Source organism: Salicibibacter cibarius, from assembly GCF_016495725.1.
Lineage (GTDB): Bacteria > Bacillota > Bacilli > Bacillales > Marinococcaceae > Salicibibacter > Salicibibacter cibarius.
The window spans coordinates 49,383-67,026 of the sequence record NZ_CP054705.1 but is presented as its reverse complement, the minus strand read 5'-3'; the positions used below and the strand labels follow the sequence as shown (position 1 = coordinate 67,026).

The following is a 17,644-nucleotide window of genomic DNA, read 5'->3' as shown; positions in this document are numbered from 1 at the left end:
GGCAATAAGGCAATTTTTTTCGCAGGTAAGAAAGCCCTTTGGTTAAAAAGCAATACAATTCTCTGCATTTGTTATTCTCGTTTATTCTTCAGGATTGAATAATTTTTGATGCGCGCCGCGCACCTCAAATAGTGTCGCACTCCATTTTTGGGGCCGCTGTAACCATCAGCGCACCCCATTTTTATCATTTTTCCTTTTTGGGGGGCGCTAGAATCGCCAGCGCTCCCCATTTGAACATTTTTTCATTTTTAGGGGGCGAGCGAAGATTGTCTCTGTTTTATACAAACGCCCATTTTCATCGTAGATGGTGGGTAAGGGAAGCGTAGCCCCATTGTTTCTTACCTGCATAAGTGCAACTAAGGCTGCGCACCAAGTTCCTCCCATTCACGAATCGATTTTTTCGTACGGGACACCGGAGCGCTTAGCATGAGCGATCGTTGCAGTCAAGCCGTCCGCGAGCGATGTTTCAGGTTTCCACGTGTAGCGCGAGCACAGTTTGCGATTGTCCAGGTAACTTTTCTCGATGTCTCCCGCCCTTTTCTCCATATAGAGCGGGCGATAGCGCCGATCTATAACCGCACACAATTCGCGCAGCAACTCTTCAATGCTTGTTTCTTCTCCCGTGCTCACATTGTAGACCGGCGACGCCTCAGGCTCACTCGGTGCTTCGAATAAACATTGAAGAATCGCGCTCGCCACATCTTTCACGTAGATAAAATCCCTTGTCTGTGTTCCGTCGCCATAAATGCCAGGTTGCTCGCCATTCAATAACTGTTCAACAAAAATGGTGATGACCCCGGCTTCCGTGTCGACGCTTTGCCTCGGGCCATACACATTCGCAAAACGCAACACCCGGGCATTGAGATCATACAACCTTCGGTAAGCTTTCACATACTCTTCGCCGGCATATTTGGACACGCCGTATGGGGATAGTGGTTCTACCGCCACATCTTCTGCGATGGGCAACGTTTGTTGGTCACCGTACACCGCCGCGGACGACGCGTAAATGAAATTTTTTACCTTATAAGCCTTTGTTAATTCCAACACGTTCACCGTGCCGTGAATGTTAATGTTCGCATCGTGCTCCGGCGCATCCAGAGAAGGGCTCGCTTTGCTTTGCGCAGCCAGATGGATGACCCCGTCAATGTCGGAATGTTGCCGGAAGATGTGTTCCAAATTGTCCCGGCTTGTAATATCGACATCAAAAAAATGCGTGTGTCCGCTCGGGTTCACGTGTGCCATTTGCCCGGTGCTCAAATTATCGGCAATGAGCACCGTTTTCCCCTGTTCAACCAGTGCATCGACGACGTGCGAGCCAATAAACCCTGCTCCGCCTGTGACAAGTATTTTTTGCATATGCCTATCCTCTTTTTCAAGCTTTATATTTCCGCTACTGGTTATAAAAGGTTGCTTTGTTTTTTTTCTCCATAGACGACGTGCTTTTTTTTTCTGTCGTTCCTTCTGTTTTAGACATGTCAAATACAACAGCGAATGTTTTGAGGAGGATAATGATATCCAACCAGAAACTGTAATTCCGGATATAATATAGATCAAATCGTAATTTATCGTCCGCTTCCGTGCTGTATTTGCCCATAATCTGGGCATACCCGGTGATCCCTGGCTTTACCGTATTGCGATAACTATAGTGATAATACTGTTCGGAAAGCTGTTTGATAAAGAATTCACGTTCCGGACGCGGACCGACGATGGACATGTCGCCTTTTAACACGTTGAACAATTGCGGAAGCTCATCCAAACGTGTGGCACGGATCCATTTTCCGACTCTTGTAATCCGGTTATCGTTTTCCGTGGATAACATCGGTCCGGTGCCGTTTTCCGCCCCTTCAATCATGGAACGGAATTTGTAGATCGTAAACGGTTGATCGTCCTGTCCGAGCCGCTCTTGCTTATAGATGATGCTGCCCTTTGGACTTTCGATTTTAATGCCCAATGTTACCAAAAGCAACAGAGGCGAAGTGACGAGCAAAATCGACCCGGAAGCCAGAATGTCAAACGTTCGTTTGATCAGTTTTTCATCCCATGTCAAGCCGAACGGTTTTACCGACATGGCCAGCGTATCTTCAAGCGGCGTCACTTGCGACCGTTGCATGAGCAATTCATATAAGGTCGGAATGACGTAAACGACTTTGTTGCATTCCATCGCGTGATAAATGATTTGCGATTTTTGCTCTTTGCTGATGTTCGGACATAAAATCACATAGTCCACTTGGCGAAAGAAAGATGTCACGAGCCCAATCGGAGTATCGGCTTCGATGTGCTTGACGCGCGTCCCTTGCAACATCGGGTGTTTTACTTTCGACATCATTTTTTGCGCTTCTTCGCCATCCCCGATTAAAAGAACCTTTCCGACGACATTGCGCCGAATGAACTTTAAATATAAGGATTTCCAAAAAACCATGAATAAAACCGTGAAGATACTGGCAATTAATATAATGGAACGCGGAAGGGCAAACTCTCTAAACAAGTAGGAAGCAGCCATCGTTAAGAAGGCCATAAAAGACACCGCGATGAGTATCTTCAATAGCACATCCCAAATCGTATTTTTACGGCTCAGCGCATACAGTTCATATACGGAAATAAAGAATAAACCGATCAACAAAATCCAAGGCAACAACGCCATAAACGACGACCAGTTTTCCGCGGGGAACCCGTTGTACCGTATATAAAATGCACTTATATAGGCTGCCAAAATAACGAAGAGGTCGATCAATATGATAATAAATTTATGATTTCGCGATTCACTGTTATCCGGCATTCATACCTCTCCCACTAGATACTGTAAATAAATTCCTGTATCTTAAGATAACTAAAACAAATCCATTCATGTAATCATTAATATTAAACAGACGAACCACTGATTATGCATTTATACCATATCAAAAAAACATGTAAAAGAAAACTGCAAATTCTGGATAGAATCTACAAGGTGGTGACAATTTTTGACTACCCCATGAACATTTTCGAACCAAATGAAAAATAAACACTGTCACACACGGCAATTGATTCCACCTTGGAAATTATATGGGAGATCATAGATAAAATGTGTAATTTTTTCGGAATGTGAGCGAATGCTTAGAAAAACTTGATTTTTCGCCAAGGTTGGCGAAAGTCACAGTCTTTTCTTATACTATCATCCGAACAATTTATACATTCTGATAGTGTAAGAAAATGACTCCGGTGATGAACCGGAGTCACGTCAGACGTTATTGATATTCGGGAATATCAAAGTATAAATCAGGGTTATCTAATTGTTGATACAAGCTTTCTATACGCGGGACTTGTTTTACAGCCCATCCAATATCCGTTGCATATTGCGGATAACCGGGATTCGCAGGGTTCCATCTCATCTTGTAAAGCGTATTTTGATTATAATCATTGTGGATATATCTCTGCGAAATAAAAGCTGCACCACCAACGATAGCCTCTTCCGGAGAAAACCACCCTTGATTATAGGCATGAATTGCTCCGAGTGTCTCTGGATTATGATCCACAGCACCAATTCCAAACACATTATACGTTGTTCTAATGTTGTTTAAGTTGCTTCTGTTACCAGAAGTGACTACTTGGGCATTGCCATTGCTATTTTCACCTACTTCAATCCCGGTCGCCAAATTAGATGTGCCATTGCCTGTTTCCAATAGAGCATGTGATATGAGATATACTTCATTCACCGAATGCTCATCTCCGGCATCAATAAAAGCTTGCCCCATGCCATCTAAGCTTCCGGATAAAACATTATTCAACTGGTTCGCTGAGACCCCTACACTCTCGGTTAGTAAAAGATGTTGGAATTGGTTGTTGTTACTGGGGTCAAGATATTCGGCAACATCAGCCTCACTGGCATCCTGAAAACCACCGCTTGCAGAAGATATTTGTGGTGAACCATTCATTTGTATGGATAATGCTTCATCAAACGTAACATCATAGCTTGTATAAGCAATGTGCTCATTACCAGACGTCTCATAGAATTCTATGAGACTACCACTGACGTACGTCGGGCCACTAACATCATCCATTTGAATTTTGTACCAACCGTCAATTTCCCCGACAACATCGATTTGTTCTCCACGTGGGATGGAACTGACTTGATCATAAGACGTTCCCGGACCTTCACGTACGTTCAGGGATACATTGGCATCGACATAACCGATATCTTCTTCCGGTAAATCGACCGGGACAATAAAGTCTCCCGACACATACGCTTCACCACTGAACCCTTCGCCACTGATCTTATACCAGCCATCGGACGTTTCGCCTTCCAGCTCCACTCTTGTGTAATCGCTCAAGCCGCCGATCGTGTCATAGTCCGTTCCGGGACCGGACCGGACATTCAAGTGGGAGGACTGCACGATCCCGTGGCTGCGCTCAGGCGACACTAACGTTTCTTCCTCACTGATGTAATCGGTATTCACGTATGTCGGACCGTCAACATCAGCCAATTGTAATTTATACCAGTCACCTATCTCGCCGACAATGGCCACTTGTTCATTACGTTCTAATTGATGCACACGCGCTTCATCCGTATTCGGGCCTTCGCGGACGTTTAGAAGATCACTGTCGACATACCCTTCGTCATAAGGCGGTACATCCACCGGGACAATAAAGTCCCCCGACACGTACGCTTCCCCGCTCAATCCTTCGCCACTGATCTTATACCAGCCATCAGACGTTTCGCCTTCCAGTTCCACCCTTGTGTAATCATCTAACCCAGCGATCGTGTCATAGTCCGTTCCGGGGCCGGAGCGGACATTCAAGTGGGAGGACTGCACGATCCCATGGCTGCGGTCGGACGACATTAGCGTTTGTTCTTCACTGATGTAATCCGCATTCACGTATGTCGGGCCGTCAACATCAGCCAATTGTAATTTATACCAGTCACCTATCTCGCCGACAATGGCCACTTGTGCATTACGTTCTAATTGATGCACACGCGCTTCATCCGTATTCGGACCTTCGCGGACGTTTAGAAGATCGCTGTCGACATATCCTTCGTCATAGGACGGTACATCCACCGGGACAATAAAGTCCCCCGACACATACGCTTCATCGCTCAATCCTTCGCCACTGATCTTATACCAGCCATCGGATGTTTCGCCTTCCAGTTCCACCCTTGTGTAATCATCCAACCCAGCGATCGTGTCATAGTCGGTTCCGGGACCGGACCGGACATTCAAGGAGGAGGACTGCACAATCCCGTGGCTATGTTCGGGTTCAGTCAATGCTTGGTCTTGCGTTTCTGCTTGCGTCTCTTCCTGTATTTCGGTTGACGTTATATGAGACCCACTCACATACGCGGGCTCGTCCATATCGTCCCATTGAATGAGATACCAATCATCGATTTCGCCCACGATATCAACCGACTCTCCTCGCGGAATGGAGTCCACTTGATCATAAGACGACCCGGGGCCTTCCCGGACATTGACAGAGGTGCTCGCGTCCACGTAGCCTTCATCCTCGTCCGGTTCATCAACCGGCACAAAGCCTTCTTCCGAAACGTAGGCATCTTCGTTGATGTCATCGGCATTTATTTTATACCAACCATCCGAGGTCTGGCCCTCCAATTCCACGCGCGTGTCATCGTCCAGCTGGCCGACCACTTCATAGTCATTGCCTGGACCTTCTCGAACATCCAACGAACCGGATCCTTGGACCACACCGTGCGTTCGCGCTGTTTCCGTTAATTCAGCGGCTTCAAGAGGTTCTGTGAACGTCACATAATCGCCGCTGATATATGTACTATCTACATCATCTAACTGAATCTTATACCAGCCTTCAACTTCCCCCAAGAGATCAATAGATTCGCCTTGTGAAAGGGTTTCAACTTGATCATAAGACGACCCGGGGCCTTCCCGGACGTTGACAGAAGTGCTCGCGTCCACATAGCCTTCCTCCTCGTCCGGTTCATCAACCGGCACAAGGTCTTCTTCCGAAATGTAGGCATCTTCGTTGATGTCATCGGCATTTATTTTATACCAACCATCCGAAGTCTGGCCTTCCAATTCCACGCGCGTGTCATCGTCCAGCTGCCCGACTACATCATAATCATCGCCAGGCCCTTCTCGGACATCCAACGCGTCCGATCCTTCGACAACGCCATAATCGTGCTCAACTTCCTCCAATGTACTAGCTTCTGCTAAGGTTTCATGATTTAGCTCATCGTCTTGTAAAACAACAAATAGAAATAAGATTATTAAAACTGACATTAAAGACCTGAATATCATTTCAACTCTCCTTCATTAAAGTATTTAGTAAAAGTTTGCACGTAATCATAATATCATAGATATCATAAACTAACACTATGTGTTTAGGATATACTCAAGACTTTAAATCTATTATTATAATATCAGTTTTTTGAAATAAAAGGATATATTATTTAAAAATAAAACTGACTCCATAAAAATGAAGTCAGTTTTTAAGCATGTTTATTCATTTTGTTATATGGGCAAACATGAACCTTAAACATCAGAAATGATTTCAAAAGATATGTTACTATTTCCTTCGAACTCTTCAAATTGAGTTGCAGTAACATCTTCTGTTTTTGATTTTTTAGTACCTAATGTATTAATAACTTTTTCAAATTGGTTTATTTTTTCTTGTGAACCGATGGCCTTTATTTCTAACCACTTTTTTGAGACCGGATTAATGCTACCGATTAAATATAATTTCACTGCTTGTTTTTTCAACAGTCTCAAGTAACGAGGTCCGAGATGCTTTCCTTTTATAGTAAAATTTTTCTGATACTGTATCTCTTTTGGAATCATGGGTATACTGATCTGATCTGCATATCCGTTAAATAATAAATCTTTTATAGGTTTAAATTCAAAATAAAACTTCTCGTTTCTACTATCGCTATTCGGAAAGTAGAAGTCTAATAAGTGTTTTGGAACATCGATTGCACGCCCTTCAAATGGGAAAACGTGCATCATAATTTCACCTTTGGTATTGATCTCATTTACAATACCTTCATTCTTTTCTTCATTGATGACCATATCTATAGAACCGGTAGGTAAACCTGGAATGGCATTTAAAGCTTTTATAGCATACTTTTTAAATTTTGGATCTACGCTCTGGGTGCAATCAACGTTCAATCGATCTCCAAGATGCGTACCATGTCGTCTTACAAATACTCGCTCCCCATTTTCAGGTATAAACTCAAGCGATTTGTGTTGTTCCTCTAAAAATCTTTTTAAATCATTATCAATCACAATAGACCTATTCTTAGTTGCAACGTTTTTTCGTATGTCTTTATTTCTTTCACTTATAAGGTCCTCTATATTATTGACACCATCTCCAATAACATTTGAAGAGTATGACTTAGTAACCGCAATAACCTCATCCTTTATCACATAGAAGCGATAGTCTACGCCTCCTGCAAAATATTGTTCGATTATAACTTCTTTAGCCTTAAACTCATCCCTTATTTTCGATATGCATTCTTCTAACCTTTTCCTGGAGGTAATGTTCGTATAAACCCCTTTACCGCTCCCCCTATCAGTTGGTTTCACTACAAGTGGATAGCCAATTTTTTCGCCATGCTTGCACATTTTTTCTATTGAGGTTTTACTAAAGGTAAATGTTTTATTTTCAGGTACCGGAACGTTATTTCTTTTCATATATTTATAGGCAGTACTTTTATTTTCTGCTAGATCAATAGCCTTATCCGATGTTTTGGAACCACGAGCACAAGTAAATAAATATTCGTTTTCCCCATCAGATAGGGAATATTGATATGCAAGTGGCGGTACACTTCCTCTTTTATTGTTATAAAAATTTAATTTTAGCCCTCTTCGCCATCCCTCTAAAGCAACGGTATAAAAAGATGTTTGATATGTAACAACATCTTTGGGCAATGAATGTTTCAAATGCTCTAAATGATGATCTTTGCTCACTTAAATACCCCATTTACTATAAAATCTATTTACAGAACAAACACATTATGTGTCAAAATTCGACAATCAATTACAAATAAGGTCCAAATCGCAGAGTGATTTGGACACTTAACAATGATGCCATAGTTGAAAGGTGTCAACAAGATGGCGTAAAAAGGTAGGACACCCTCAGAGTTGCTAAAAATCAAGAGGGACCCTATCATGCCTGCTTATCCACGGCTTTGTGAAAGAGCAAACCAGTTTGACAGTTTCCTGTTATGATCATCTGTTTGATTACCCCGTTGCTACCTTTCCTCTATATCCCAAGCATGAGCAATGGCGTCTGCCGTAATACGACCCAATTCAGCTCTACCTTCAGCACTTCCTAACATTTCTGCATCGACAGCATTGTCAATGAACAATAACTCTAACAATATAGCTGGCATGGTTGTATTGCGTAACACGCTAAAATTTGCCGTTTTCATACCTCGATCAGTAGCATCTAACTCATTAGCAATATACTGATGGACCTCTTCTTGCTTCTCTATCGTTGTACTTGATACGTTGCCATCAAAGATAAAGCTTTCAAAGCCACTTGCCGAGCCATCAAAGGCATTATTGTGTAAACTAACAAAATAGTCTGCGCCCCAGTCATTCGCCATTGCTGCCCTATCTTCCAACTCAATAAACTCATCTGTTGTTCTGGGCATCATGACGTCAACGCCTAAGTATTCTTCCTCCAATACTTCAGCTGCTTGGAGCGATATATCAAGCACAACATCTTTTTCCAGTAAACCATTACCGGCGGCACCGGAGTCACTTCCACCGTGACCAGGGTCTATAAAGATTTTGACTTCAGGAGCAGTAATTTCTTCATTGGATACTAGACTCGCACTCACGTACGTTGGTCCACTAACATCATCCATTTGAATTTTGTACCAACCGTCAATTTCCCCGACAACATCGATTTGTTCTCCACGTGGGATGGAACTGACTTGATCATAAGACGTTCCCGGACCTTCACGTACGTTCAGGGATACATTGGCATCGACATAACCGATATCTTCTTCCGGTAAATCGACCGGGACAATAAAGTCTCCCGACACATACGCTTCACCACTGAACCCTTCGCCACTGATCTTATACCAGCCATCGGACGTTTCGCCTTCCAGCTCCACTCTTGTGTAATCGCTCAAGCCGCCGATCGTGTCATAGTCCGTTCCGGGACCGGACCGGACATTCAAGTGGGAGGACTGCACGATCCCGTGGCTGCGCTCAGGCGACACTAACGTTTCTTCCTCACTGATGTAATCGGTATTCACGTATGTCGGACCGTCAACATCAGCCAATTGTAATTTATACCAGTCACCTATCTCGCCGACAATGGCCACTTGTTCATTACGTTCTAATTGATGCACACGCGCTTCATCCGTATTCGGGCCTTCGCGGACGTTTAGAAGATCACTGTCGACATACCCTTCGTCATAAGGCGGTACATCCACCGGGACAATAAAGTCCCCCGACACGTACGCTTCCCCGCTCAATCCTTCGCCACTGATCTTATACCAGCCATCAGACGTTTCGCCTTCCAGTTCCACCCTTGTGTAATCATCTAACCCAGCGATCGTGTCATAGTCCGTTCCGGGGCCGGAGCGGACATTCAAGTGGGAGGACTGCACGATCCCATGGCTGCGGTCGGACGACATTAGCGTTTGTTCTTCACTGATGTAATCCGCATTCACGTATGTCGGGCCGTCAACATCAGCCAATTGTAATTTATACCAGTCACCTATCTCGCCGACAATGGCCACTTGTGCATTACGTTCTAATTGATGCACACGCGCTTCATCCGTATTCGGACCTTCGCGGACGTTTAGAAGATCGCTGTCGACATATCCTTCGTCATAGGACGGTACATCCACCGGGACAATAAAGTCTCCCGACACATGCGCTTCATCGCTCAATCCTTCGCCACTGATCTTATACCAGCCATCGGATGTTTCGCCTTCCAGTTCCACCCTTGTGTAATCCTCCAACCCAGCGATCGTGTCATAGTCGGTTCCGGGACCGGACCGGACATTCAAGGAGGAGGACTGCACAATCCCGTGGCTATGTTCGGGTTCAGTCAATGCTTGATCTTGCGTTTCTGCTTGCGTCTCTTCCTGTATTTCGGTTGACGTTATATGAGACCCACTCACATACGCGGGCTCGTCCATATCGTCCCATTGAATGAGATACCAATCATCGATTTCGCCCACGATATCAACCGACTCTCCTCGCGGAATGGAGTCCACTTGATCATAAGACGACCCGGGGCCTTCCCGGACATTGACAGAGGTGCTCGCGTCCACGTAGCCTTCCTCCTCGTCCGGTTCATCAACCGGCACAAAGCCTTCTTCCGAAACGTAGGTATCTTCGTTGATGTCATCGGCATTTATTTTATACCAACCATCCGAGGTCTGGCCTTCCAATTCCACGCGCGTCTCATCGTCCAGCTGGCCGACCACTTCATAATCATTGCCTGGACCTTCTCGAACATCCAACGAACCGGATCCTTGGACCACGCCGTGCGTTCGCGCTGTTTCCGTTAATTCAGCGGCTTCAAGAGGTTCTGTGAACGTCACATAATCGCCGCTGATATATGTACTATCTACATCATCTAACTGAATCTTATACCAGCCTTCAACTTCCCCCAAGAGATCAATAGATTCGCCTTGTGAAAGGGATTCAACTTGATCATAAGACGACCCGGGGCCTTCCCGGACGTTGACAGAGGTGCTCGCGTCCACATAGCCTTCCTCCTCGTCCGGTTCATCAACCGGCACAAGGCCTTCTTCCGAGACGTAGGCGTCTTCGTTAATGTCATCGGCATTTATTTTATACCAACCATCCGAATTCTGGCCTTCCAATTCCACGCGCGTGTCATCGTCCAGCTGCCCGACTACATCATAATCATCGCCGGGCCCTTCTCGGACATCCAACGCGTCCGATCCTTGTACAACGCCATGACTGTGGGCCACTTCCTCCACTTCATTTGCTTCAGCCGGGACTTGTCCGGTTATAAAGATAACAAAAAAAGCGAAAAACGCTATGAAAGCTGACTTAAATAACTTCTTTTGCACCTTCTACTCTCACCTCTCCCAGATAAATTAATAAATACCTTAAATCTAATATATTATAGCAAATTAAAGTAGTATGTTATATCCTACGATTATACTGCCCAATTTAGTTCATTATTTATCTTTCTGTTTTTCAACGATAATCATTCAAGTTAATACTTTAAAATGCCCATGATCATATATGCGCACTTGTTAATCGTATATGACGAGGTTCAAAATATGTCTGAAACACGATAGGAAAACCAAAGCAAGGAAACTTCTATGTGGCAGATATGTAAAATCCCAAACCCTAATCTGAGCCATATCCTATTGAATCAATATATACTTCTTGACATTACCAAATCCCATTGTTTCACTTCAATTAGCAGATATAATATACTAAAGATGGTAATATAAACGTAAATAATTTTATACGGAGTTGATTATGTTTGGAAACTATAGAAGCAGTGCATAATGATTTATCTGTATATCAAGAACTAGGAGCAAAAACCAATTCTCCAACATTTAAAAAGTGGTTTAATGCTGGCTTGTTAAACGAAGTAGACGAAGGTTTTGTTAGCGAAATACAAAAATATTGGGAGAATCATTACGGTAAAACGATTGATCCTTCTCTACATTTAGCTTTTATGAATTATACTGGAAAAAGAGACAGTAGGGTCATACCTGGAAAAATAATGAGAGAAGAAATTCTCCCTGTCCTAAATGATTATAATATGTCGATTTTTTATGGGGACAAAAATCTCTATGATATTTCGATAGATTCCCCCAGCTCAGCTGAAACTATATTAAAGAATATAAATGGAACTTACTTTGATACATATAATGATAGTATTGATATTGAAAATGCTTCAAAAATTTTATTAAAAAATAACACAGATTTGATCATAAAGCCTAGCCAGACAAACAATGGCCATGGAATCAGAAAACTCAATGTGAAAGATGAAAACATCTATCTGGATGGAAATATTGTTTCCATTTATCACCTAGAGGACATCTATAAAGAGAACTTCATGGTCCAGAAAGCAATAAAACAACACACGAATTTGGCTGCTCCTCATCCATCTTCTGTGAATACACTAAGAATGGTTACGTTCAGATGGAAAGATGAAATAAAATATTTATTTACCTTCGCTAGGTTTGGGAAAGATAACGATATAAAAGATAATGCTAACGCAGGTGGTATACGCCTTGGAGTAAAGGATACAGGTGAATTTTTTGATGTTGCAGTAAGTGACGATGGTCAAACACATACTCACCATCCCACGACTGGTTATTGCTTTGCGGATCTTGAACCCATTCCTAATTTCGATGAATTCAAACAGATTGCCAAAGACTGCCATAAAAATATACTACACCTTAATTTTATTTCATGGGATATTGTTGTGAATTTCGATGGTAAACCTATCTTTTTAGAAGCTAACTTTGCAGGCTTGCTATCGTACTATCAATTGGCCGCTCAAAAACCTGTATTTGGAGATTTGACAGATGAAATTTTACAATATGTAAGTAATGAGCTTAAAACAAAAAAGCCGATATTAATGCAAAAAGATAGAAGAAGAAGGGAACAAAAAAAACAGAAAATACAAAGACAAGAATTGAAGCAAATACAAAAACAAAATGTTGATTTAAAAAAACAAAACCAGGAACTTAAATCAGCACTAAAAAAGAGAAATAACGAACTTATGGCTAAAAATGATGAACTGGAAGACACAAAGGATAAATACAACTATATAGTGCATAGCAAAAGTTGGCGTTTCACTCAACCTTTTCGCTTTTTACTAAAATCGATTAAAAAATAATGAGGCTGGGTGGGGCTAAATCCCAGTAAATAAAAAATAAGCGTAGCCCCTTAATGAAAGCTACGCCTATTTTTTTATTTAACCTTATTGTTTTCAGTGAACAAAATGGATACCCTCTGATAAAATTAATGTACCCACCAACGAGCTACATACACGGGCTATGATATTAGCCGTGATAGGCCTAATTCGATCCTGCCGGCAGTCTATATTCAACAGAGCTACTACCTTGTTTGATCATTACGATGATATCCTGGTGATCTAGGAGAAGAATTTAGCATCGATTTTACCAAGATATATATGTCGTTGGAGAAATAAAAATTTTAGTGGAGGCAAGAAAGGTTAGTCTGCCTTACAACTTTTTGTTCATTTAAACTGCAAAAGTCAAAATACCAAAAATACACGTAAAGAATAGAAGACCCCGATCAAGGATCGGAGTCAATACTTCATCTATAATGTTAAAGATGGGCTACGGAAGAATATTTCATTAAATGCTTTAAACTCTTTTCCTTCCAATAGGTCTCTTTTCAATCTTGCCTCCGCATTAACGTAGGCTTCTCCCAACTTTCTGTCCCATTCTGCATTGAAATTATGAAATCCCCCAGGATAGTATGTTGCTTCTCCAAACACCAACTCGTTGTTACCTTTTAGCATATCAATTCTCATAAATGGAGCCGGTATTTCTAAACTTGCTTGAATAATGGCGTCTAAATCCTCATTATTAAAACCTTTGGCTTCTCTATATATTTGATCTTCTCCATCTAATTTTCCGGTAAATACCTTTTTATTATTTGCATCCCAAAATTGATATTTATTTCCTCCATCTTCTCTGATTACTTCTTGTACTAGTACATTTTCACCATAGAAGACATGAAATTTTAAATCAGTGAGACTATCTGGTTTTTCTGGATCTATAATCAATTCTTCTATCATCCAAGCATCTTTTTTGAAATATTTTCTTACCCTGGTCTTATCACGTTCAATTTCCATCTGAACATCATTTACAAGTTCATCCCAACTATTTAAGTATTTGCCATCTCTCACGGATAAAATCTTGTTCTCATTATAAATCAGATACACACCCATAGCTCCTGTAGCACTTGTAGGTTTAACTACAACTGGACCTGCTTGTGGTTTTAACTCTGAAAATTTATATACGTGTGGATCCGTATATGGTCTTCTTAACCCTATTTTATCAGCAAACTCATAAGCTGGTAACTTTTTATCTAACATTTGGGCATAATAAGGATTTCCTAACCTTTTACTTTCTGCGTTCTGTATTATGAAATTTTGAAATGAAATGGCATCATGTATATTTAATTTTCTCTTGCCAAACTTCAGATACATTCCATGAGTTATATAATCTTTTTTAATAGTGTCTGCCAGCATTTTATATAAATGATAATTTTCACCTTCTACCCTTTTCATTGAATTACTTCTAATTAATTTTGAATAATAATTTTTTAAATTCTTATCTATCCGATCCTGAGCTTCTTTAAGTGCTAATATCTGCTTTTCGATGCTATCAATGTCCTTAAATTTATCTTGATTTATTTTCTTTTCACCAGTTATCATTGCTATTATTTCATTAACTTCTGATTTGCTAGCACTTTTATCATCAATATTATGTTTTGTGTTTTCTATATATAAGCCGAGTTCATCTTTTTCAAATTTATATACTATATCCTCAGCTTCTTTTTCATTGATTCTTCTTACACTATAATTAGTTTTTTTATTATCTGTAACAATAGGATAGAACTTGTTTTTCACGATCCATGTTCCTTTTTCCTCCTCTTGAATTTCCATATTTACAACAACACTATAAGGTGGAGCATCTAATTTCTCATACCTTCCTGGAGAATTGAACACGAAATTTCCAATAGAATAAGCTATGGTTCCTCCATTATAATTTTCAATATGATTTAGCATATGGGGGCCATGACCAAAGATATAGTTTGCTCCTGCATCTATAAATGCCTTGCTTCTTTCTTGAATTCTTCCATGATCCGAAGCCCATTTATAGTCCTCTCCTTGCCAATGAGGGCATACGATAATAATTGATTCAGGGTCTTCCTGTCTAAGATTAGAAATTTTTCTGGATAGTCCCTTTTGTGGCAATGGATTTACCCCCGGTTTTTCATTCTCTGCAAAAAAACCATACTCTCGGTAACGTTTTCCTGCCCGCATACCAGTGAAGATATAGACATTTTTCACGCTTTTTTTTCCATCTAGTATTATTTTAAGGGGTTTAGAAGCATCTTTTCTATCTTTCCCTGCTCCTAAAGTTTTAATATTGGCCTTTTCTAATCTATTTAGGGTTCTTAGTAAAACTTCAGAACCGAAATCCATAGTATGGTTGTTAGCTAAACCAACTGCTGTTACCCCTAAGTCTTTTAATACTTGCAATGTTCTATCTGGATTGTCATAGTTAGGATATTGTTTTCCTTCTAATATTGGTTTTGGGCTTTCCTCTAAAACTGTTTCTAAGTTTAGAATAAAATAATCACTTTTCTCGATTAAAGGTTTTACCTCTGCAAAATAAGATAATGGCTCCTTTTCCAATCGTTCCACTAAGTTTTCTTTACCTGTTTTTCTGAGATACCAGTCCCCTAAACTTGTATCCCCTGCAAACGTTAATGTAAATGTTTTTGCCATATCCCTAATTCTCCCCTCAGTAAATTCAAATGGTTTTTGTCAATGTCTAATTGATAAAAGGTTCCGTCTATATCTATTGTTCTAGGTAGTGACAATATTCTCATCTATAAAAGAATGTGTAAATATAACATGTATCGAAATGTCTAGTAACAGACAATTTTTATATACATACCAATATAGTAGCAGATTATACAGATAAGTGCTATAATGAATTATCTTATTTATGACATTGACAATCATCAAAACGGACGAAAGGCTGGTAAAATTGAATCATACCTTACAACAGATATACGATGCGGCGATTAATAAGGAAAAGTCTCTTGAAGAAATAACTGACGAAATCGATACGGGCTTTAGAACAGAAGATGGCGAAATTGTCGTTTTTATATCTGTATCAAACCCCTATTCCCGAGCTCTAGTCGGCATGGGAAAAGATACAAACGCTAAAGTTGCGCTTAAATCTGCTTACCAAAACTATAAAAGCAATAAACCTGCCAATTTTAAGCCCATTTCTGTGAAAGTGGATGTCGTTACGGACATGCGACCTGCTAAATCATCAAAGAAGAAAATCAACCTTGAAAAAGACACTGTCCTTTACAAACGCGGGGAAGATGGTCTTACTATCGACGCGTCTTTTGATGCAGCATTCCTCCCCGAAGAAGTTGAAGCATACCGAATGATTGTGGATCAAAAAATAAAACCTGAAAATATTTTTCAGGCTTATGAGAAACATTCCTTGTTATCTAAAAACTCGTTAGTGAAAAAGTTACTGACTTCCCAATCACTAGAATTATATAAATTCCGAACAAAATCTTATTATATCGATGAAAATGGCTTTACCCCTCTTTACCGCGGCCATCGTATCTATTCGGATTTATCAGCGCAAGACCTTAGGGATGCGATAGCATTAACCAAAGACAATTACTTTAAAAATGTTGTCAATACGAAGGGCAAATTTATCTATTCCTACCTTCCGCAAGAGAATAGAAGCCGGGGCGGATACAACATCCTACGTCACGCAGGAACGACTTATTCAATGCTGGAAACATATGAACTGATGCCGGATGAACGACTATTAAATGCTGCAAAACGAGCCATTAATTATTTACTGAAAAAAGCACTGGAAATGGAAATAAATGGACATCAAGTACAGGTGATTATTGAAAAAGATCAGGCCAAACTTGGCGGTAATGCGCTTGCTGTAGTGGCATTAGCCAAATATACACAAGTAACAGAGGATAAGCAGTATCTCCCAGTGATGCAAAGCATGGCGACATGGATGCGCGAATTACAAGATGAGAATGGTCGTTTTGCTTTTCATAAACAAAAATATTCAACGGGTGAAGCATCAGACTTCATATCCCACTATTATCCCGGTGAAGCAATATTGGCATTGGTGCGCCTTTACCAGATCGACGGCAATGAACAATGGTTGGATGTGGCGGAAAATGAAGCAAACTATTTAATCACTATCAGGGATAAAAAAGCAACGAGTGAAACTATTGCCCACGATCATTGGCTTCTTTATGGCTTGAATGAACTCTACAGGGAACGCCCGAAAGAAATCTATATTAACCACGCTTTCTTTATCGCCCGAGCGATTATGCAGACTCAAATTTTAGATGATGATGCAGAGCCTGAATGGAAAGGTGCATATGATACGCATCCTAAACCACTATCTACGCCTGTAGCGTGTCGAAGTGAAGGGCTAAGTGCCACTTATAAGCTGGCTGTTGATTACGGTTACGATGATGAAGCAAAAAAAATTAAACAAGCTCTTCATGAAAGCATTAAATTTCAGTTGCAAATGCAGCTGAGACCGGAAACAACGATGTATTATGAAAACAAAAAACTTTGCCTTGGGGCTATTCATCAAGGTTTATCAAATTATGAAATACGCAATGATTACACCCAACACAACATTTCCAGCTTTATTGCGTACTATAATATTTTAAGACAACAATCCTAATAAAAAGCACCTCTTAGTCTCGAATATTCTATACTCTTTTATACCGATGACAGGATAAGCCTCCTAATGATCGGGAGGAACGTTGACGCTACCCGTTAAATGTATGCTTAAATTGTTTAGAAGAAAACCGGGCCTTAAACCCCGGTTTCTTTATTTTTTATGGCTTATGCCACATGTGCTATTCAAAATTGTACGGGCACATTTAAATTGGGATTA

8 protein-coding genes are annotated in these 17,644 nt (G+C 40.9%); 2 read left to right on the top strand and 6 right to left on the bottom strand.

Going from position 1 to position 17,644, the window contains the following annotated elements:
* Positions 1–384: 384 nt before the first annotated feature.
* The 5 genes from HUG15_RS00250 to HUG15_RS00230 all read right to left on the bottom strand — a co-directional run bounded on the left by HUG15_RS00250 (position 385) and on the right by HUG15_RS00230 (position 11,011).
* A complete protein-coding gene (locus tag HUG15_RS00250; RefSeq protein WP_200126190.1) occupies positions 385–1,356 on the bottom strand; it encodes an SDR family NAD(P)-dependent oxidoreductase in 972 nt (323 codons plus the stop codon).
* Positions 1,357–1,390: 34 nt separating this feature from the next.
* The gene (locus HUG15_RS00245; protein ID WP_200126188.1) at positions 1,391–2,776 is read right to left on the bottom strand and encodes a sugar transferase; all 1,386 of its coding nucleotides are present in this window, start codon (positions 2,774–2,776) and stop codon (positions 1,391–1,393) included.
* 448 nt (positions 2,777–3,224) lie between these two features.
* Positions 3,225–6,242: an SH3 domain-containing protein gene (locus HUG15_RS00240; RefSeq protein WP_211202311.1), complete on the bottom strand. Its 3,018-nt coding sequence runs from the start codon at positions 6,240–6,242 to the stop codon at positions 3,225–3,227.
* A 234-nt stretch (positions 6,243–6,476) separates the two neighbouring features.
* Positions 6,477–7,910 (bottom strand): ATP-binding protein, encoded by a 1,434-nt coding sequence (locus HUG15_RS00235; RefSeq protein WP_200126184.1) that lies wholly within the window; start codon positions 7,908–7,910, stop codon positions 6,477–6,479.
* A 284-nt stretch (positions 7,911–8,194) separates the two neighbouring features.
* A complete protein-coding gene (locus tag HUG15_RS00230; protein ID WP_200126182.1) occupies positions 8,195–11,011 on the bottom strand; it encodes an N-acetylmuramoyl-L-alanine amidase family protein in 2,817 nt (938 codons plus the stop codon).
* 425 nt (positions 11,012–11,436) lie between these two features.
* Between HUG15_RS00230 and HUG15_RS00225 the strand changes: the two genes are divergently transcribed.
* Positions 11,437–12,807, top strand: coding sequence for a sugar-transfer associated ATP-grasp domain-containing protein (locus HUG15_RS00225; protein ID WP_200126180.1), 1,371 nt, complete (start codon positions 11,437–11,439; stop codon positions 12,805–12,807).
* A 447-nt stretch (positions 12,808–13,254) separates the two neighbouring features.
* Here the strand turns inward: HUG15_RS00225 and HUG15_RS00220 are convergent, their stop codons facing one another.
* Entirely contained in the window at positions 13,255–15,459 is a 2,205-nt protein-coding gene (locus HUG15_RS00220) for a CapA family protein (RefSeq protein ID WP_200126178.1), read from the bottom strand.
* A gap of 265 nt (positions 15,460–15,724) precedes the next feature.
* Here HUG15_RS00220 and HUG15_RS00215 point away from each other — a divergent pair, with 265 nt between their 5' ends.
* Complete coding sequence (locus HUG15_RS00215) at positions 15,725–17,428, top strand: glycoside hydrolase family protein (protein ID WP_200126176.1); 1,704 nt, start codon at positions 15,725–15,727, stop codon at positions 17,426–17,428.
* Positions 17,429–17,644: the final 216 nt, after the last annotated feature.